The organism is Streptococcus castoreus DSM 17536 (assembly GCF_000425025.1).
GTDB lineage: Bacteria > Bacillota > Bacilli > Lactobacillales > Streptococcaceae > Streptococcus > Streptococcus castoreus.
In genome coordinates this window covers 32,124-51,726 of sequence record NZ_AUKZ01000013.1, presented here as the reverse complement: position 1 = coordinate 51,726, position 19,603 = coordinate 32,124, and the positions used below count along the sequence as shown (strand labels likewise).

16 protein-coding genes and 1 tRNA gene are annotated in these 19,603 nt (G+C 39.6%); 9 read left to right on the top strand and 8 right to left on the bottom strand.

From position 1 onward, the window contains the following. The 3 genes from H346_RS0105410 to H346_RS0105400 form a co-directional block, all read left to right on the top strand. Positions 1–207: site-specific integrase (locus H346_RS0105410; protein WP_027970191.1), on the top strand; the 207-nt coding region annotated here is incomplete at its 5' end. Positions 208–389: 182 nt separating this feature from the next. Beyond that, entirely contained in the window at positions 390–581 is a 192-nt protein-coding gene (locus tag H346_RS10725) for a hypothetical protein (RefSeq protein ID WP_027970190.1), read from the top strand. Continuing rightward, complete coding sequence (locus H346_RS0105400) at positions 565–1,479, top strand: RluA family pseudouridine synthase (RefSeq protein ID WP_027970189.1); 915 nt, start codon at positions 565–567, stop codon at positions 1,477–1,479. Before H346_RS10725 ends, H346_RS0105400 begins: the two co-directional genes overlap by 17 nt. A 100-nt stretch (positions 1,480–1,579) precedes the next feature. Here the strand turns inward: H346_RS0105400 and H346_RS0105395 are convergent, their stop codons facing one another. Beyond that, positions 1,580–3,178, bottom strand: a complete 1,599-nt coding sequence (locus H346_RS0105395) for a zinc ribbon domain-containing protein (RefSeq protein WP_425262076.1) — start codon at positions 3,176–3,178, stop codon at positions 1,580–1,582. 305 nt (positions 3,179–3,483) lie between these two features. Between H346_RS0105395 and H346_RS0105390 the strand changes: the two genes are divergently transcribed. Together H346_RS0105390 and H346_RS0105385 are read left to right on the top strand one after the other, a co-directional pair. Then, positions 3,484–4,980: a C69 family dipeptidase gene (locus tag H346_RS0105390; RefSeq protein WP_027970187.1), complete on the top strand. Its 1,497-nt coding sequence runs from the start codon at positions 3,484–3,486 to the stop codon at positions 4,978–4,980. Positions 4,981–5,430: 450 nt separating this feature from the next. Further along, a complete protein-coding gene (locus H346_RS0105385) occupies positions 5,431–5,898 on the top strand; it encodes an 8-oxo-dGTP diphosphatase (protein ID WP_027970186.1) in 468 nt (155 codons plus the stop codon). A 248-nt stretch (positions 5,899–6,146) separates the two neighbouring features. On the opposite strand, the gene groL is transcribed toward H346_RS0105385, so the two are convergent. The 6 genes from groL to H346_RS0105355 form a co-directional block, all read right to left on the bottom strand. Beyond that, positions 6,147–7,778 (bottom strand): chaperonin GroEL, encoded by a 1,632-nt coding sequence (groL, locus tag H346_RS0105380; protein ID WP_027970185.1) that lies wholly within the window; start codon positions 7,776–7,778, stop codon positions 6,147–6,149. Between the two features lie 112 nt (positions 7,779–7,890). After that, a complete protein-coding gene (groES, locus tag H346_RS0105375) occupies positions 7,891–8,178 on the bottom strand; it encodes a co-chaperone GroES (RefSeq protein WP_027970184.1) in 288 nt (95 codons plus the stop codon). Between the two features lie 176 nt (positions 8,179–8,354). After that, positions 8,355–10,799, bottom strand: coding sequence for an ATP-dependent Clp protease ATP-binding subunit (locus H346_RS0105370; protein WP_027970183.1), 2,445 nt, complete (start codon positions 10,797–10,799; stop codon positions 8,355–8,357). Continuing rightward, entirely contained in the window at positions 10,799–11,260 is a 462-nt protein-coding gene (locus H346_RS0105365) for a CtsR family transcriptional regulator (protein WP_027970182.1), read from the bottom strand. The genes H346_RS0105370 and H346_RS0105365 overlap by 1 nt, the downstream gene beginning before the upstream one ends. Before the next feature lie 189 nt (positions 11,261–11,449). After that, a complete protein-coding gene (locus H346_RS0105360) occupies positions 11,450–11,653 on the bottom strand; it encodes a cold-shock protein (protein WP_027970181.1) in 204 nt (67 codons plus the stop codon). Positions 11,654–11,961: 308 nt separating this feature from the next. Continuing rightward, positions 11,962–12,032: transfer RNA gene (locus tag H346_RS0105355), tRNA-Cys, on the bottom strand. Positions 12,033–12,495: 463 nt separating this feature from the next. Between H346_RS0105355 and ahpC the strand changes: the two genes are divergently transcribed. From ahpC to tsf, 4 genes are all read left to right on the top strand, one after another. Further along, positions 12,496–13,056 carry an alkyl hydroperoxide reductase subunit C gene (ahpC, locus tag H346_RS0105350; protein WP_027970180.1) on the top strand — a complete coding sequence of 187 codons (561 nt, stop codon included), beginning with the start codon at positions 12,496–12,498 and terminating at the stop codon, positions 13,054–13,056. Between the two features lie 21 nt (positions 13,057–13,077). Continuing rightward, entirely contained in the window at positions 13,078–14,610 is a 1,533-nt protein-coding gene (gene ahpF / locus H346_RS0105345; RefSeq protein ID WP_027970179.1) for an alkyl hydroperoxide reductase subunit F, read from the top strand. Between the two features lie 458 nt (positions 14,611–15,068). Next, positions 15,069–15,836, top strand: coding sequence for a 30S ribosomal protein S2 (gene rpsB / locus H346_RS0105340; protein ID WP_027970178.1), 768 nt, complete (start codon positions 15,069–15,071; stop codon positions 15,834–15,836). Between the two features lie 133 nt (positions 15,837–15,969). After that, the gene (gene tsf, locus H346_RS0105335) at positions 15,970–17,010 is read left to right on the top strand and encodes a translation elongation factor Ts (protein ID WP_027970177.1); all 1,041 of its coding nucleotides are present in this window, start codon (positions 15,970–15,972) and stop codon (positions 17,008–17,010) included. A gap of 250 nt (positions 17,011–17,260) precedes the next feature. Here tsf and H346_RS0105330 read toward each other — a convergent pair whose 3' ends face one another. Continuing rightward, entirely contained in the window at positions 17,261–19,156 is a 1,896-nt protein-coding gene (locus tag H346_RS0105330) for a M13 family metallopeptidase (protein ID WP_027970176.1), read from the bottom strand. Positions 19,157–19,603 lie beyond the last annotated feature (447 nt).

The window sequence follows — 19,603 nt, the reverse complement described above, 5'->3', positions numbered from 1 at the left end:
AAAGTAAACGAAAAATGCAAGGTTCGTTTTACTCCACATATGATGAGACACTTTTTTGCCACACAAGGACAGATAGCTGGCGTACCCGTTGAGCACATGGCGGCAGCGCTTGGTCATTCTACAAATTATATGACGAATAAATACACACATATCAAGGATGAAGTTGTTAGTAGCGTTACAGAAACGTTCATGCGCAGTATCAAATAATCCCCGACCTACTCCCCGACCAAATATTACTTTTAGTGATTTTTATTGCTTTTTTGGACAAAATAAAAAATCTAAAACGCTCTAATATCAACGTTTTAGGATAACGTGATTGCGTATAAATTTTAAAACATTATAATAGCACTATAGAAAATAAGTAATTAAATGAAAGACAGGAAATGATTATGAAGAGATTCCAAGCCTTTAAAGAAACCTTATCAGCTGAAAGCCTAAAAGCCATCTATGATGAAACCCGCCTTGAAATCGCCAACGACGAGCGTGAGGGAACCGAGGCATTTTCTGCAGCCCTTGCGACACAAATGGCAATCAATCTTATTGAAAAATACCATGAGTGGCTCCATGAAGACCGTCAGTAAATCGAAAAATGGGTTCACTGTCACTCTGCAAAATCCCTATAAGGACCTGACAGTCAAAGAACTTTTGGAAGAAAAATTACACATCCCTCGAAAAACGAGGCATTGGTTACGCACCAAGAAACACGTTTTAGTTAACGGAGAGAGGATTAATTGGCAAAGCCTTGTCAAAAAAGGAGATCAGATTGATCTATCCTTTGATGATGAGGATTATCCCAATAAAACTATCATAATGGGACAAGCAGATCAGGTTGATTGTCTCTATGATGATGACCATTTAATCATTGTCAACAAGCCCGAAGGTATGAAGACCCATGGCAATGAGCCGACAGAACTGGCACTATTGAATCATGTCTCAGCTTATGCTGGGCGCACCTGTTACGTGGTGCATCGTTTAGACATGGAGACTAGCGGAGTTATTCTTTTTGCAAAAACACCTTTTATCCTGCCGATACTTAACCATCTGTTAGAAAAACGTGAGATTCGTAGGGACTATTGGGCTTTGGTTCAGGGAACATTTTCCGCTAAGGAAATGATTTATCGTGATCCCATTGGTCGCCATCGCCATGACCGCAGACAACGTACGGTTGATCCGAAAAACGGTCAAAGGGCTCTGACAAGAGTTAAACCTTTGAAACAGTTTGGTGAGAGGGCTTGCTTAGTGAATTGTTGTCTTGAGACAGGACGCACCCATCAGATCAGGGTGCATTTGGCACATCATGGACACCCTTTGCTCGGTGATCCGCTTTATGCCAAGGGTAAGAAAGAATGTAGCCGTCTGATGCTCCATGCGCACCAATTACAATTTGTACATCCCTTAACTCAACAAACCATTTGTATCAAAGCTACCTCAGATAGTTTTGAAAAAGCATTAAACCAAATAAAGGCCAAGGGGCAATGATCATTTTCCCTTAGCCTTTTTGATTTATCAAATAAATGAATTGCCTAACTCGGACGATCGGGATTCAACCAAGGGCAAATCTCGCTTTCTGACTGGTGTTTTATTGTTTGGTTAAGGTCATGCCCACCATAGGTTTGCTATAGTCAAATGCACTATTTGAAGCCGCCTGCCAAACAATCGGACTAGCCGTATTGCCATTTACCCGAAATCCATAGGCATACTTGACATTAACACCGCCTAGTCCAGCCCCTGGTATCAAAGCACCTATATCGCTACTTGGGTCTGGTGTATAAAGGAAAAGACCATTCCCTTTCTCTTGAACCTTAGTGATTTTAGCCGTTTTCGTTTCATTCGCGCGCCTACCATCTTTAAAATCAAACTTCGTGGTAATAGTACCATCTTTCGCCAAAGTCATACTAACCGAAAAAGCCTCCTTTTGTCCCGTCCATGTTCCTAGTAAGCTTTCTGGAAAAATCGAGGGCCCTTTGACGTGATTTGTTTCATTAGTAACAGTAATGTTTTTAGATCCCGTCTGACTAACTAGATAATGGGCACCAACCTTTTTTAAGGTCATTTTTCCGGTCAATTCTTGACGGATATAGCCCGAAGTTTGTTTGGCAGGGTCTGTTGATTTATCGTAGACAAACTCATAGATCGCTGAAAAATCTAAGAGATAAGATGTCTTGCCAATCTGTGTCATCTTATTTAGGAGAATCGAAGGAATATTCAGACTAGTGGCTTTTCGGGTATCCGTTTGGAATTTTGACTTAATGGATTCTTTCAGCCCCTTGTAAAAATCATTGTTAGCACCCGCTTCAAAAACATTTCCTAAAGTTGTAGAATCCTGACCAGTGTTTAAAAAGCCCATCAATTGATCAAATGCGGACACCAATAGCTGCCCTGCTTTTTCCTCATTTAAAAGGTTACTCACCATAATCTCTAAGTTGGAGCCTTCTGCTACTTCTACTAGAGGATGTTTGCTTGACTTTAGATCGCCATCTGGGAATGTTTTTTTGATATAGGCTTGTGCTGTATCGGTTACTGGGTAATGATCAACTTGGAATTTCCCCTCTCTTAGCGTACCGACACGGTTTTCGTCAAAATAGAGTTCGCCTTCTTTAACATTACTTGTCACTGAAAAATTCTTAAAAGTAACACTTAAATCAAGAACGCTATGCGTCCCATCAAAAGTTTTTTTTACATTAATTTTACGCTCATTATGGTAACCATTAATACTAGCAGTATAGTCTGCGGTGGGTAACCTCTCAAGCTTAACTGAAAAATCTTCCGAATTAGAGACAGTGACTTTTTTATCATTTAAAAGGACGTCTACATTAGGGACATTTGTCCTTATGGTCAATGCCATTGGTTTAATCGCAATCCGGTAGTCAGGAAAAATCCAAAAACGGCGGCCAACTGACTTAACATAAACAGCACTGTCACTGTTTGCTGCCTTGAGATCTTGTCGTTTAATTGCTAAATCACTCTTAGAAAACCTCGTAAAATTAGTGTATTTTGCATCATCATTGGTCATTTGTTCGTTAGTATCCGCCCAGACGAGGTACTCCTTGATATTCTCAAAAACGCTGCCTGATGGTGCCGCCCTGGCTTGAAGGTAGGCATTTATCCGATTCCCTTTTGAATAATGAAAGGCACCAAAAATCAGAAATAATAGGACTAGGCTTCCAAAAATGGTCATCGTAATTTTAAAGCGTCTGTTATGAAAAAGGTTTGCTATCATGGTCTCTTTTCTTTCTATTTCTATGCATTTTCCATTATACCACAAAATGCAAAAGCTTTTTAAAACCATAAAGTTTTGACTTGTCTATCTAAAAGCGGCTTTTTCGATGTTGACATCTAATATAGCTTCTTTGAAATTCCTTGTGAATTCTCGCAATATTTAGATAACTAACAATTTTTAACTGCTCAAGAAAAGGCTTGAATTTTAAAAAGAGCCGTTTTATAATGTTTTTGAAAGCGTTATCAAAATCAAGGAGGTTTCGCATGAAAAACAAAAAGATGACTCTCGGACTCTTGAGCGTTCTAACTGCATTTTTATTCCAAACTGTTAGTTACGCTTGTACTGGTTTTATCATTGGTAAAGACTTAACAACGGATGGTTCAATCATTTACGGTCGAACAGAAGATCTTGAACCAAACCATAATAAAACATTTGTGGTTAGACCTGCCAAGGACAATAAAGCTGGAGACATGTGGAAAGATCAGGCAAACGGCTTTGAGTATCCCCTTCCTGCACATTCTTACAAATATACGGCTGTCCCTGATGTCACTCCAAAAGATGGGGTTTATGATGAAGCAGGATTTAACGAGCACGGAGTGTCCATGTCTGCAACCGTTTCAGCTTCAGCCAATGATGCCATCAAAAAAATCGACCCTTACGTTAAAAATGGCTTAGCTGAATCATCTATGACCAGTGTTATTTTACCAAGTGTCAAAACAGCCCGTGAAGGGATTGAATTGATTGCCAAAATCGTTACCGAAAAAGGAGCGGCTGAAGGCAATATTGTCACACTAGCTGATAAAGACGGTCTTTGGTATATGGAAATTCTCTCTGGTCACCAATATGTTGCCATTAAATTCCCAAATGATAAGTTTGCTGTTTTTCCAAATACCTTCTATCTAGGTCACGTTAATTTGAACGATAAGGAAAATACGATTGCATCAGCTGATGTAGAAAAGGTTGCTAAAAAAGCCAAATCCTACACAGAAGTAAACGGTAAATTCCATATTGCTCAATCTTACAATCCACCACTGAGTGATGCCAATCGCTCACGCTCCTTCTCAGGTATCAAGTCTCTTGACCCAGATTCAAAAGTTACTTATAAAGATAAAAACTACGAATTGCTTCAAAGTACTGACAAGAAATTTAGCTTGGCAGATGCCATGGCATTACAACGTAATCGTTTTGAAGGACTTAATCTCAAACCACTTGACCAAATGGAATTAGATGGTAAAGGCAAGCCAAAATCAAAAAAAGCGGTTAAAGGCTATGCCTATCCAATTTCCAACCCAAACGTTATGGAAGCTCATATTTTCCAACTGAAAAAAGAAATCCCTTCTGAACTAGGGGGCGGTGTTATATGGCTTTCTGTCGGTAGCCCTCGCAATGCACCTTATTTACCATACCTCGGCAATATCAGTAAAACCTATGACGCCTACCAAGAAAAAAGCACTAAATACAATAGTAAATCTTGGTATTGGACAGTTTCTCGTATTAACGATCTTGTAGCTGCTAACCCGAAACAGTTTGGTACCAAGGTCATTGATGAGATAAAACGCTTGGAAAAAACATGGATGTCTGAGCAAGATAAAACCAATAAGGAACTTAGCCAACTCGTTCAAACAAATCCCGTTGCTGCTCAAGAAAAAGCAGACGCACTCTCCATGGCTCGAGCAGAAAAAACCTTTAAACGCTTGAAAGCTATTGAAGCAAAACTTGTTAAGGAAAGCCCTAAAACCAAAAAAACAAGCAAAAAATGAGGACCACATAATCAACTGAATCACATTTAGTCTATTTAAGCCTAAAGGAAATCAGAGAAAGCACCAAGAGCAAGTCTAAACCCGTTTTTGGCTACCATTGTTAAAACATGATGGTTACAACAAAAATGCTTTTCTTCCCCTTTAGCAAAATTTGCTCTAATAAACTCCCATCAGTAACAAGCACCTAAAGCAAATGTATTCTCTATCTTATTTTCTAATCATCAAAAATAAGATCTCGCATTAGCGAGACCTTATTTAGTAGGAGGGGATGAATAAGTTATAGCCGGAACTAGATGATAAAAGCCAAAAAGCAATTACCATATCAAACTAAAAAACTTACTCTATCTAGGATTGTCTCCAGTATAACTAAAAAGACTTAAATAAAACTTAATCCAATAACTCTTCTTTTTTGGAATTGTATCTGCTAAACTAATCAGGGAGGAAAAACAGATGGAATCAATCAAAAATTGGGTCAATATTTGTGTTAAAGATGGGGAACAGATTCTTCTCCTTGATCGTCAACATGATAACTTCTCTGGCTGGATTCAGCCCGGTGGTAAGGTAGAGATTTCCGAATCTTTTTTTGAAGCAGCAGTGCGAGAATTAAAAGAAGAAACAGGCTTAACTGCGTTAAATCTAAAATTAAAAGGCATTTCTGGTTTCACCAATCCTGATAAACCAGAACGCTATGTTTACTACGATTTTCTCTGCGAAGCTTTTGAGGGAGAATTATTGACAGACTCTCGTGAAGGCTTACCAAAATGGCATGCCATCAGTGAGTTAGATTGTCTGGATATGCAAGAAGATATTAGGCAACGACTACCACTTTATTGGCGTAAGGGATCCTTTGAGCGCATCCATCACTGGTCAGAAAGTGAAAAACGTGTCATTAAAACCGTTACCCATTTATATGATTAAGATTTATTTAAGGAAGATGGCATATACTATCCTCATCCTAAACTTTTTCTTTTTCATAAATCTCGTATTTCCTACAATAAGCCATCCTTCGACAAGTTTAAAGGATAATCTCTTATTTCTAGGAACGCCTTAAAAAGGTAGTCTTGCCATTGGTCAAGACTACCTTTTTTAGTTATTTTGAGTCAACGCATACTCAACCAAACCAGTCTGAATACACTCGCTGCACGTCTAAGTTTGACAATTAAAGCTTAGAAACCACCCATCATCCCTGGATCCATTCCTGCTGGCATTGCAGGTGCTGATGATGTTAGTTCTGGTTTGTTAGCAACAACGGCTTCGGTTGTTAAGATAAGACTAGCCACAGAAGCAGCATTTTGAAGAGCTGAACGTGTTACCTTAACAGGATCAATGATTCCTGTAGCAATCATATCCACCCATTCACCAGTTGCCGCATTAAAGCCTATGCCAGTAGGATTATTTTTTAATTTATCAATAATCACTGACCCTTCATAACCAGCATTGAGAGCAATTTGACGCACAGGTTCTTCTAAAGCACGTAAAACAATATTACGACCAGTAGCATCATCACCCTCAAGATCAAGAGCTGCCACTTTTTCAATAACTGCTGTAAGTGCTGTTCCACCACCAGCAACAATCCCTTCTTCAACCGCCGCACGCGTTGCATTTAAGGCATCTTCAATGCGCAGCTTCATTTCTTTAAGAGCTGTTTCAGTTGCTGCACCAACCTTAATGACAGCTACACCACCTGCCAATTTAGCAAGACGTTCTTGTAGTTTCTCACGATCAAATTCAGAAGTTGTTGTGTCAAGTTGTGACTTAATCAAATTCACACGGCTTGAAATCGCTTCTGAATGTCCTGCACCCTCAACGATAACAGTACTGTCTTTATCAACGGTAACTTTAGCTGCTTGACCAAGAGCTGCCATTGTTGCATCTTTCAATTCAAGACCAAGGTCTTCAGTAATGACAGTACCACCTGTCAAGATCGCAATATCTTCAAGCATGGCCTTACGACGATCACCAAATCCTGGCGCTTTTACAGCAACAACGTTAAAGGTACCACGAATTTTATTCAAAACAAGGGTAGGCAACGCTTCACCATCAACGTCATCTGCAATCATCAACAATGGACGATTGGTCTTGAGAACCTCCTCAAGCAATGGCAAAATCTCTTGGATATTTGAAATCTTTTTATCGGTAATCAAGATAAATGGGTTTTCTAAATCAGCCACCATTTTCTCATTGTCTGTTACCATGTATTGCGATAAGTAACCACGGTCAAATTGCATACCTTCAACGACTTCAAGTTCTGTTTCCATACCACGTGACTCTTCGATAGTAATCACACCATCATTGCCAACACGTTCCATAGCTTCAGAGATATACTCACCAACTTTTTCAGAACGAGATGACACCGCAGCAACTTGAGCAATAGCTTCTTTGCCAGAAACAGGTTGTGCAATATCCTTTAGAGCTTCCACTGCTGTAGCGGTTGCTTTTTCAATTCCTCGACGAATCCCAATTGGGTTAGCTCCTGCAGTGACATTTTTGAGACCTTCGCGAACTATAGCCTGAGTCAAGACCGTTGCTGTTGTTGTACCGTCACCAGCAATATCATTGGTTTTAGAAGCAACTTCCGATACCAATTTTGCACCCATATTCTCAAAATGATCTTCTAATTCAATTTCTTTTGCAATGGTAACCCCATCATTTGTAATTAAGGGGGAGCCAAACGCTTTTTCAAGAACAACATTGCGACCTTTAGGACCAAGCGTTACTTTAACAGTGTCTGCCAATATATCAACACCGCGCACCATAGCTGCACGAGCATCTGCTGAAAATTTAATCTCTTTACTCATTATTATGCTACCAAACCCACCTGTAATATTAAAAGCCTTCTGCGTGAGACTAGCCACTAGAAAAACACTCTATTTTAATAATGACAAGACGGGTTTCCCTTTCTAATATTTTTTACTCTACAATCGCTAAGATATCTGCTTCACGAAGAATGACGAAAGTTTCGTCATCATCTTTAACCTCTAAGCCGGCACCAGCTTCAACTAAAACCTTGTCACCAACAGTTACATTTGGCGACACGATGTCTCCTGTAAGTGTACGAATACCTGTTTCACTGACAGCTACAACGGTCCCTAGTTGAGTCGTTTCTTTGTGATTAGCTGCTAAAACAAATCCACCAACGGTTTGTTCTTTTTCAGCTTCAAATTTCAAGACCACACGGTCTCCCAAAGGTTTTAACATAAACACTACCTCCAATAAATAACATTTAAAGTAACATTTAGCACTCAAATACACCGAGTGCTAACTCTGGTTACTATTTTATCACTTGGTCAAAAATAGTCAAGAAAAAGAGTCTATTTTTTTAAATAAACTCTTTAACAAACAATCACAATAGGTCGATTTAAAACACACAAATCTTAAGCAATATGAAAACTTAATTTACCATGAGAAACTCCAATTTTCAAGGTATGACCACTTGTTAAGTCACCTGACAGAATAAGCTCTGATAACTTGTCCTCTACTTCTGTTTGCAAGGTACGACGCAACGGGCGAGCCCCCATCTCCACATCATAGCCAGCTTCGGCTAGCTGTTTTAGAGCTAGAGGTTGGAATTTGAGGGTAATACCTTTCTCCGCAAGAGTAGCCACCAATGGCTGCACCATAATTTTCACCACTTCTCGCATGTTCTCTTGGGTCAGACTATGAAAGACAACTTTTTCATCAATCCGGTTAATAAATTCAGGACGATAGGTCTTTTTCAATTCTTCTAAAATACGTTTTTCCATGGCTTGATGATCATGGTTGATACCTTTGACACCAAAACCAACCGTCTTATCGTCACGCAGGGCTGTTGCCCCAAGGTTGCTGGTCATGATAATAATGGTGTTTGAAAAATCAACTTTACGACCACGACTGTCTGTTAGCATTCCATCATCAAGCACTTGAAGAAGCACATTGAAAATATCCGGATGGGCTTTTTCAACCTCATCAAAAAGGAGGACAGAATAAGGCTTATTTCTCACTTTTTCTGTTAACTCGCCACCCTCATCATAACCGACATAGCCTGGAGGAGCACCATTGAGACGAGAGACCGCAAATTTTTCCATGTATTCTGACATGTCAAAACGAATCAGAGCTGAATCATCATCAAAAAGAACTTCTGCCAATGCTTTGGCTAATTCTGTTTTACCAACACCAGTTGGTCCAAGAAACATGAAAGAACCAATTGGACGCTTACCTGTCCGAATTCCTGACTGATTACGGCGAATTGCTCTTGAAATAGCTGAAACAGCGTTCTCTTGCCCAATCACGCGCCTATGCAATTCTTTTTCTAAATTGAGGTATTTTTTACTATCTGTCTGACTCAATTTTTCTAGCGGAATACCTGACAGTTTGCTCAAAGTTGCCATAATATCCGTTTCGGTCACCGGTGTTGGTTTTCTCATTTGCCCCTTGCTTTCTTTCGCTAAAAGACGTGAGACTTTTTTCGTATCACCATCAAGAAGTGCCTGATCTAAAGGTGTTATCGTTTCTGGATTGGATTTTTTAATCATACTTTGAACCCTAGCACTGGCTTCATCTAATAAATCAATAGCTGAATCGGGTAGATGTTTACTGGTTAAATAGCGGTGTGCCATTTTGACAGTAGTCTGAACAACTTGATCCGAAATAATAACATTATGGTAAGCCTCATAAGAAGTTTTCAAACCTTGTAAGATCTGGTAAGCATCTTCTACATTTGGTTCTTCGATTAACACTTTAGCAAAGCGACGAGAAAGGGCAGCATCTTTTTCAATGTGTTTTTGGTATTCTTCTTGGGTTGTTGCTCCCACCATGTGGAGAGTACCGCGTGACAAGGCAGGTTTTAAAATATTAGCCGCATCTAGCGTGCTATCAATACCACTACCTGACCCCATAATGGTATGCAACTCATCAACAAAGAGAATGATCTTCCCATCAGCTTCGATATCATCAATAATTTGGTTCATGCGCTCTTCAAAATCACCACGAAAACGAGTCCCTGCAACCACACTCATCATGTCTAGTTCCAAAACACGCATCTCTCGAAGTTCGTAAGGAATGGCTCCATTCACAATACGCTGAGCAAGCCCATAAGCAAGAGCTGTTTTACCGACCCCTGCGTCCCCTACCAAAACAGGATTATTCTTGGTCTTACGGCTAAGTACCTGAACCATACGCGACACTTCTTTTTCACGACCAATGACTGGCTCTAAAAGCCCCTGTTTTGCCATTTCTGTCAAATCTCTCGTGAAATCTGACAGATCTCCAGCTGTACTTGGTGGCTTCATCATGTCTGAAAAAGTTCCTTGTGTTTTGATTTTTTTAGGTTTACGCAAGTCATGAATTGCCTTAATGGTTTCCTTACTGTAACCTGCATGTACCTCAATAACCTTCCGTAAATCAGCGAGACGAAGATCCCCCTTACCTGTATCTTTAATCTTGTAACCTGCCATCTCCAATAGACGGCTAGCCATAATATCTGGATTAAGCAAAATAGCAAAAAGCACATGCTCCGAACCAACTTCCGGAGCTTTTGTAACCTGACGAATAGCTTCTGCAAAGGTTAATAGTTCTGTTAACGTTTTCGATTGTGGTTTAAAGTCAACATCAGATCGTTGGTCCTTCGGACTTTTTCCCATCGCTAAAATAGCCGCAGCTTCATATTCCTCCACTGCGATTTTTGCCTCAAACTCACTTAATACCAAGTTTGCCAAAGAATGGTCGACAGCTGCCATAGCTAATAAAATATGCCATGTTTCTAGATGACCACTATCAAAGCGAGCAGCTTGAAATTGTGCCTGCTGAAAAATCTCTTGCATCTTTAATGAATAAGTCGTCATTAATTGCTTCCCTTTCTATCAATTCGTTGTAATAAACGGTAAAGCATGCGCGCACGAATGGTTGGTCCATTAGGTCCCAACACATCATCAGTCGCCATGGCTAAAATAATATTTCCCTCACGCTCTGTCAGTAAGTGTTCATCAAACAGTAATTGAACCGAATCTGTAAATACTTGTTCATTAAGGTGTTCACCAATAGATGCCATTAAATTACCAATCAGATGGTGCTTGTCTGAAAAATGTACCTTGGCAATGCGAATATAGCCTCCACCACCACGCTTGCTTTCCACCTCATAGCCTCTACTTTCTGTAAAGCGGGTTTTAATCACATAGTTAATCTGGCTTGGAACGACTTGAAAAGAGTCTGCTAGCATTGAACGCTTAATTTCTGCAATCCCTGATTGTGCTAATAATTCTTTGATGTATTCTTCAATGCTGTCTGAAGTATTTTTTGTTGGCATGCAGTCACTCCTTTACTCATGAACCCTCTTCAGTTTTTTAGTTTGATTAAATCAAGCATTTTGACTAAAACTGACTATTATTATAACAAATAAAAGACCTTAAAAGCAAATCTTAATCATTAAAAACTTCTCTGCACCTAAAAAGGCAGACACCAATCAAAGCGCCTACCTTTACCTCATGTTATCTCATTAAGATAATTTAGTGATATTGACTGCTTGAGGGCCACGTTGACCTTCTTCGACATCAAATGCCACTTTTTGACCTTCTTCCAATGACTTAAAACCATCAGATTGAATTGCTGAAAAATGCGCAAAAACGTCTTGACCGTTTTCAGTTGAAATAAAACCAAAACCTTTTTCAGCGTTAAACCATTTAACTGTACCTTGTGCCATGTGCATCTCCTTCCTTTCTGTAAAAATTGTAAAAATAGAGAGAAATAAAGATGTTAAAACACAAATACTAACTCATAAACTAATTTACTTGCTTAGTGTAACACGATTTGAAAGCCCTGTCAATCTTAAATATGAAAAGGTTGATCTGGTCTTTTGCTTTTTCGCTGTCCAATCATCCGATAAATCATGACCACTCGTCTAGCGGGCGGTTTATTTGTTTCGCATCTACGGAGCGAAACGGACTGAAAGTCACATAGCAAAAAAGCCTGTTTTTACAGGCTTTTCATTCGGTTTATTCAGGTACTAAAAGGCGGTAGACGGATTTGAACCGACGATCAAGCTTTTGCAGAGCCATGCCTTACCACTTGGCTATACCGCCACGACACAGATTATTTTACCTTAATTCAAGGTATCCGTCAAGATATATTTACAGAACGATTTTTACTTAACCACACACCTTTAATAGCCAATAAAGCTATATTTTGACCCATTTTCTATTTAGAATTAGAGATAAAAACAAAACCTTCTGATAATCTGAGCAGTAATGATGTCTCACTCAGAAAGTAGCTGAATTTTTAAATGTACTTAAAAAGCGATAAAAGAAGCTCGCTGAAAATGATTTAATTAAATTAAATTTTTTGAATACAACATTTGAGTGAAACTCCGGCATTACTATCTTTAGAGGTTATTTAGAATAGTTTTAATTAATAGAATTTATTTCATCACTGAATTGTCAGAAAACAACAGGAAAATCCTAGTAAAATCAAGGCTTTCCGAGTGGACATAATTTTGTATTTCTTTTATAATACAGGTGTAAAAACTTAAATAAGGAGGACAATTACATGTCTTTAATCGGAAAAGAAATAGCTGAATTTTCAGCCAACGCTTATCATAACGGTAAATTTATCAAGGTAACCAGTGAAGATGTCAAAGGAAAATGGTCTATTTTCTGTTTCTACCCAGCAGACTTCTCATTTGTTTGCCCAACAGAACTTGGCGATCTCCAAGAACAGTACGAAACACTAAAATCTCTTGGCGTTGAGGTTTATTCTGTTTCAACAGATACCCACTTTGTTCACAAAGCTTGGCACGATGATTCAGAGGTTGTGGGAACTATTACTTATCCAATGATTGGTGACCCATCGCACGCTATTTCACAAGCCTTTGAAGTTCTTGGCGAAGATGGTCTTGCTCAACGTGGGACATTTATCATTGACCCAGATGGTATCATTCAAATGATGGAAATTAACGCTGGCGGAATTGGCCGTGATGCTAGCACCTTGATTGACAAAATTCACGCTGCCCAATACGTTCGCAAACATCCAGGTGAAGTTTGTCCTGCAAAATGGAAAGAAGGTGCTGAAACACTCACACCAAGTCTTGACTTAGTAGGTAAAATTTAAAAGTCCCTAAGGAGAAACGTTATGGCATTAAGTCCTGATATTAAAGAACAACTTGCACAGTACCTCGCCTTGTTAGAATCTGACCTTGTGTTGCAAGCTCACCTTGGTGATGATGAGCAATCTCAAAAAGTCAAAGACTTTGTTGAGGAAATTGCTGCAATGTCTGAGCGTATTTCTGTTGAAGAAACCGTCTTAGACCGTCAACCAAGCTTCAAGGTTGCTAAAAAAGGTCACGATAGTAGGGTTGTCTTTGCTGGTCTTCCTTTAGGTCACGAATTTACATCCTTTATTCTTGCTCTCTTGCAAGTATCTGGACGCACTCCAAAAGTAGATCAAGATGTCATTGATCGCATTAAAGCCATTGACCGTCCACTGCATTTTGAAACTTATGTCAGCTTAACCTGCCATAACTGTCCAGATGTTGTTCAAGCCTTAAACATTATGTCTGTCTTGAACGACAAGATTTCACATACCATGGTAGAAGGTGGCATGTTCCAAGATGAGGTTAAGACTAAAGGCATTATGTCTGTCCCAACAGTCTTTTTAGACGGGGAAGAATTTACCTCTGGTCGTGCTACTATTGAACAACTCTTAGAACAAATCGCTGGTCCCCTTTCTGAAGAAGCATTTGCTGATAAAGGGCTTTATGATGTTCTAGTTATTGGTGGAGGACCTGCTGGAAATAGCGCTGCTATCTATGCTGCCCGTAAGGGCTTAAAAACTGGGTTACTTGCTGAAACCTTTGGTGGGCAGGTGATGGAAACTGTCGGCATTGAAAACATGATTGGTACCCTGTATACAGAAGGACCAAAATTGATGAGCCAAATTGAAGCCCATACCAAATCTTATGATGTTGATATTATCAAGGCACAACTTGCCACTTCAATTGAGAAAAAAGAAAATATCGAGGTAACCCTTGCCAATGGTGCTGTCTTACAAGCTAAAACAGCCATCTTAGCTCTTGGTGCCAAATGGCGTAACATCAATGTTCCTGGTGAAGACGAGTTCCGCAACAAAGGGGTCACTTACTGCCCTCACTGTGATGGACCTCTCTTTGAAGGAAAAGATGTTGCTGTTATCGGCGGTGGTAACTCTGGTTTAGAAGCTGCCCTTGACTTGGCAGGACTTGCAAAGCACGTTTACGTTTTAGAATTTTTACCAGAACTCAAGGCTGATAAGGTGCTTCAAGACCGTGCAGCTAAAACTGACAACATGACTATTCTCAAAAATGTTGCGACTAAGGATATTGTTGGGGATGACCATGTGACTGGTCTTAACTATACAGACCGTGAAAGTGGTAAAGACAAACACCTTGACCTTGAAGGGATCTTTGTCCAAATCGGACTTGTTCCAAATACTGCTTGGCTCAAAGACAGCGGTGTTAACTTGACAGACCGCGGTGAAATTATCGTTGATAAACATGGTTCAACCAACATTCCTGGTATCTTTGCTGCCGGTGACTGTACGGATTCTGTCTACAAACAAATCATTATTTCAATGGGTTCTGGTGCTACCGCTGCCATCGGTGCTTTTGATTACCTGATTCGTCAATAAAAACCTAATACTAATAATTGTCAAAGAAGCTTAGGGGGTACCCAAGCTTCTTTTTTAGGAAACAGTCACTACTTCTCTATGCCAAACCCTAAAGCCTAATGATGGTCTTCACTATATTGACATGAGAACTTACTTTCATTTAAGACTGCTCTATGCCCAGACTCAATCCAACTCCGAAACAAGCTTTCGTCAACTTACTCAATAGCACTATTGCCAAAAATCGCTTTTTCACATTTAGCAAGTCCTCCTTTAAATCACTCAACCACTGAACCTATCCCATCAATAAAGAGTTTTAATTGATTTTCCTTGCTTTCAAGCATGTTTTTTGGTAAGATAGAGAAGTCGTTTAGGCGACAAATACTCATTCTAGACCAATTGTGGGCTTGTTGCCGCTAGGTTAGCCTGCAAGTCGAAGTTTAGAAGAGGAAAAAACATTTTATATTAAGGAGAAACTACTCATGGCAGTAATTTCAATGAAACAACTTCTTGAAGCTGGTGTTCACTTTGGTCACCAAACGCGTCGCTGGAACCCTAAGATGGCTAAATACATCTTCACAGAGCGTAACGGTATCCACGTTATTGACTTGCAACAAACTGTAAAATTAGCTGACCAAGCTTACGAATTTATCCGTGATGCAGCTGCCAACGATGCTGTTATCTTATTCGTTGGCACTAAAAAACAAGCTGCTGAAGCAGTTGCTGACGAAGCTACTCGTGCGGGTCAATATTTCATCAACCACCGTTGGTTGGGAGGAACCCTTACAAACTGGGGAACAATTCAAAAACGTATCGCTCGTTTGAAAGAAATCAAACGTATGGAAGAAGAAGGAACATTTGACGTTCTTCCTAAGAAAGAAGTTGCACTTCTTAACAAACAACGTGCTCGTCTTGAAAAATTCTTGGGCGGTATCGAAGATATGCCTCGTATCCCAGATGTGATGTACGTTGTTGACCCACATAAAGAACAAATCGCTGTTAAAGAAGCTAAAAAACTTGGTATCCCAGTTGTAGCTATGGTTGATACAAACGCTGATCCAGATGATATCGATGTTATCATCCCAGCTAACGATGACGCTATCCGCGCCGTTAAATTGATCACTGCTAAATTGGCTGACGCTGTTATCGAAGGTCGTCAAGGTGAAGATGCAGACGTTGCTTTTGAAGCTGACACTCAAGCAGAGTCAATCGAAGAAATCGTTGAAGTTGTAGAAGGCGACAACGCTTAATTAGCACAGAGTTCCTAACTCTCGTGACAAACTTCGCTTGTCTTTAACAATCGAAAACCAAACGGGGCAGAAAGCAAACCGCTCTGTCTCGTTTTTTTAAACGAAAACAAACATAATTTGGAGGATACTACACATGGCAGAAATTACAGCTAAGCTTGTAAAAGAATTACGTGAAAAATCTGGTGCCGGCGTTATGGACGCTAAAAAAGCACTTGTTGAAACAGATGGTGACATGGATAAAGCCGTTGAACTTCTTCGTGAAAAAGGAATGGCTAAAGCAGCTAAAAAGGCTGACCGTGTTGCTGCTGAAGGTTTAACTGGCGTTTACGTTCATGGTAACGTTGCTGCTGTTGTTGAAGTTAACGCTGAAACTGACTTCGTTGCTAAAAACGCACAATTCGTTGAATTGGTAAATGCAACTGCTAAAGTAATCGCAGAAGGCAAACCAGCTAACAACGAAGAAGCTCTTGCACTTGTTATGCCTTCTGGTGAAACTCTTGCTGACGCTTACGTTAACGCAACTGCTACCATCGGAGAAAAAATCTCATTCCGTCGTTTTGCTTTGATTGAAAAAACTGACGAGCAACACTTCGGTGCTTACCAACACAACGGTGGTCGTATCGGGGTTATCTCAGTTATCGAAGGTGGCGATGACACGCTTGCTAAACAAGTATCAATGCACATCGCTGCAATGAAACCAACTGTTCTTTCATACACAGAACTTGATGCACAATTCATCAAAGACGAACTTGCACAATTAAACCATGCTATCGAACTCGACAACGAATCACGTGCAATGGTTGACAAACCAGCTCTTCCATTCTTGAAGTACGGTTCAAAAGCTCAATTATCAGACGACGTGATTACTGCTGCTGAAGCAGACATCAAAGCTGAACTTGCTGCTGAAGGCAAACCAGAAAAAATCTGGGACAAAATTATCCCAGGTAAAATGGATCGCTTCATGCTTGACAACACTAAAGTTGACCAAGCTTACACTCTTCTTGCACAAGTTTACATCATGGACGACAGCAAAACTGTTGAAGCTTACCTTGACTCAGTAAACGCTAAAGCCATTGCTTTTGCACGTTTTGAAGTTGGTGAAGGTATCGAGAAAAAAGCTAACGACTTCGAATCAGAAGTTGCTGCTACAATGGCTGCTGCTCTTAACAACTAGTAACCAATTCTCTTTACTAATCTAGAAAAAAACATGACTGCCGTCTATAAACTGCACCTATAGAGCGAGACGGACTTTAAGCCAATAAAATAAAACAAAAAGATAAACTTCATGTTAAAGTTTATCTTTTTGTTTCTCTTTGCTAACCAACATTATAAAATCTTATTGACATCTAAAAAGAAGCTAGCGATTTAAAGCTAGCTTCTTTTTATTTGTACGATAAAGCGTATGTAACAACAAACTTGAAGCCTTACCAAATAATCACACGATCTTTAGGAGCACGCCACATCGCATCACCTTCTTTAATATCAAATTCCTCATGGAAAGCATCAAAATTGGTGAGAATCACATTTGTACGTAATTCCCCTGGTGCATGCACATCAATACTCGCCAACATTTGCATGTATTCTTCACGCGCTTTCATACGCCAAATGGTTGCAAAATTGATAAAGAACTCTCTTGCAGAAAAATCTGCTTCTGACTGTGCTGCTTCTAAAGCGCAAGCGACACCACCAAGATCTGCCACATTTTCTGAAACAGTCAATTTCCCATTGACCTTAGCCCCATGTGATTCTAAACCATCAAACTGAGCCACAATTTTATCTGTCCGCTCTTTAAAAGCTGCATAATCTTCTTGTGTCCACCAGTCTTTCAAACTGCCATACTCATCAAAGGAAGCGCCATTGGTATCAAAAGCATGGGAAATTTCATGTGCAATAACGGCACCAATTCCGCCATAATTAGCTGATGAACTCTGATCTAACGAATAAAAGGGTGCCTGTAAAATAGCTGCTGGAAAAACAATCTGGTTTTGTTGCGGGTCGTAATAAGCATTGACCAAGTGAGCTGGCATGTGCCATTCACTACGATCAACTGGTTTATTCCATTTGCTCCAAGTGTGGGCAATTGCAATTTTTGATAGGTTTTGAACATTCTCAACCAAGGACAGACTTTCATCAACTACTTTTTTTGCATAGGTTTCTGGTAGTTTTTCTGGATAACCAATATGGGGTGTAATGACATTTAACTTAGTAATAGCTTTCTCACGAGTGGCTGGCGCCAACCAATCAGCCGTCTCAAGCCGCGATTGGTAAACCTCAATCATTCGAGCAACTTTGTTTTCCACATCCGCCTTAGCTTCTGGTGAGCACTTTTGACCAGCATACCATAAACCAAGTGCTTGATTAAATGGACCTTGTGCCAAATAAAAGGCTGCTTTTTTCTTGTCCATAGCTTGTGGCGTACCAGAAAGAGCACGCGCATACGTTCCAGACTGAACACGAATATCATCTGTTAAATAAGCATTGTAAGCATTAGCTGCCTCTAAAATCAAGCTTGCCTTTAACAAATCCCAATTTTTCTCAGAATAATAGATCGCTGCAAATTCTGTCCAAAAACGTTCTTCAGGAACAATGACCTTGTCAGGTACTTCGCCTAAAATCTCTTTAAAAATGCTATCCAACGGAAGTTCCGGAGCCAGTTTGGTAAAATCAGCCCAAGCATAAGGATGGTACAATTTAGCGTATTCTGAACTTTCTTCACGAGACAAAACGTAGTTTGCTACTTGCTTATCCAACTCGATAACCTTATCTAAAAGGTCTTTGATGTCGTTTGTTGAAAAACCAAATTGTGGCAAGAGTGTTTCCTGTGACTGACGCCAAATACTACGCAAATCTTTAGCTTTTTCATGCCCTTCTTCATAATAAGTGGTATCAGGTAAAAGAATGCTCGGTGCTTCTGCCCAAAGAACATTTAATTGGGCATTCCTAAAATCTGGTGCCACACCAAACGGGAGACCATTTGGCTTACCTGCTAACTCATAGTCAGCCATTTTAGCAGCAAATTCAGCAAAAGAGCCTAAATCTTTGTATTCTTCAATCAAAGGAAGAACAGGAGCCACACCGACTTCATCACGCTTATCGTAGTCAGCTACTAAGCGATGGAATTTGACAAAATTTTTTAAAATTGCATCATCAGGAATATTTTCTCCAGCTAACCAAGCATCTGTCGTTTTAAGCATTAAATCCTCAATCTCATCTGCCAAATCGGAAAAACCACCCGTACGAGGCTTATCGTCTGGAATCACAGCAGTCTCAGCCCATTTCCCATTAACAGCTTGGTAAAAATCTTCTTGATAAGTTTTCATTCATATCTCCTTTTATTATTTTAGAATCGCAGAACTGTAACACTGGATTCTTTATATAATCTCTTACATTGTATCAAAAATCAAAAAAAGGCTCAATATCAAGTATTCTAGAATCTTACCCAACTCTAAAAAGTTAGATAATTAACTATATAAAGGAGCTCATTCTAGCTTAGATAGGAATAACTCCTTTTTACTTTAAGCCTTTTTTGTTATCGTAAAAATATAATCTCCGATGGTTTGATCAAGCGCATTAGGAACTTGCAGAATTTCCAATAGCCATAATCTAGGATAGTCCACCATGCCATTAGCTATGCTATTTATTGCCCTTACGAGACATGAACACACCTTAATATCATCTTTGCTGGTTTTAGAACCACGATTGCACCATCACTATGCTACCTCACAATAATCAAGTCTTAGAATCGCAATTAGGTTAACCGATAACGT

What these genes read in the sequence shown, in the direction of transcription:
- H346_RS10725 (WP_027970190.1), top strand. Translation starts at nt 390, where the DNA reads ATGAAGAGATTCCAAGCCTTTAAAGAAACCTTATCAGCTGAAAGCCTA.
- H346_RS0105400 (WP_027970189.1), top strand. Translation starts at nt 565, where the DNA reads ATGAAGACCGTCAGTAAATCGAAAAATGGGTTCACTGTCACTCTGCAA.
- H346_RS0105395 (WP_425262076.1), bottom strand. Translation starts at nt 3,178, where the DNA reads ATGACCATTTTTGGAAGCCTAGTCCTATTATTTCTGATTTTTGGTGCC.
- H346_RS0105390 (WP_027970187.1), top strand. Translation starts at nt 3,484, where the DNA reads ATGAAAAACAAAAAGATGACTCTCGGACTCTTGAGCGTTCTAACTGCA.
- H346_RS0105385 (WP_027970186.1), top strand. Translation starts at nt 5,431, where the DNA reads ATGGAATCAATCAAAAATTGGGTCAATATTTGTGTTAAAGATGGGGAA.
- groL (WP_027970185.1), bottom strand. Translation starts at nt 7,778, where the DNA reads ATGAGTAAAGAGATTAAATTTTCAGCAGATGCTCGTGCAGCTATGGTG.
- groES (WP_027970184.1), bottom strand. Translation starts at nt 8,178, where the DNA reads ATGTTAAAACCTTTGGGAGACCGTGTGGTCTTGAAATTTGAAGCTGAA.
- H346_RS0105370 (WP_027970183.1), bottom strand. Translation starts at nt 10,799, where the DNA reads ATGACGACTTATTCATTAAAGATGCAAGAGATTTTTCAGCAGGCACAA.
- H346_RS0105365 (WP_027970182.1), bottom strand. Translation starts at nt 11,260, where the DNA reads ATGCCAACAAAAAATACTTCAGACAGCATTGAAGAATACATCAAAGAA.
- H346_RS0105360 (WP_027970181.1), bottom strand. Translation starts at nt 11,653, where the DNA reads ATGGCACAAGGTACAGTTAAATGGTTTAACGCTGAAAAAGGTTTTGGT.
- ahpC (WP_027970180.1), top strand. Translation starts at nt 12,496, where the DNA reads ATGTCTTTAATCGGAAAAGAAATAGCTGAATTTTCAGCCAACGCTTAT.
- ahpF (WP_027970179.1), top strand. Translation starts at nt 13,078, where the DNA reads ATGGCATTAAGTCCTGATATTAAAGAACAACTTGCACAGTACCTCGCC.
- rpsB (WP_027970178.1), top strand. Translation starts at nt 15,069, where the DNA reads ATGGCAGTAATTTCAATGAAACAACTTCTTGAAGCTGGTGTTCACTTT.
- tsf (WP_027970177.1), top strand. Translation starts at nt 15,970, where the DNA reads ATGGCAGAAATTACAGCTAAGCTTGTAAAAGAATTACGTGAAAAATCT.
- H346_RS0105330 (WP_027970176.1), bottom strand. Translation starts at nt 19,156, where the DNA reads ATGAAAACTTATCAAGAAGATTTTTACCAAGCTGTTAATGGGAAATGG.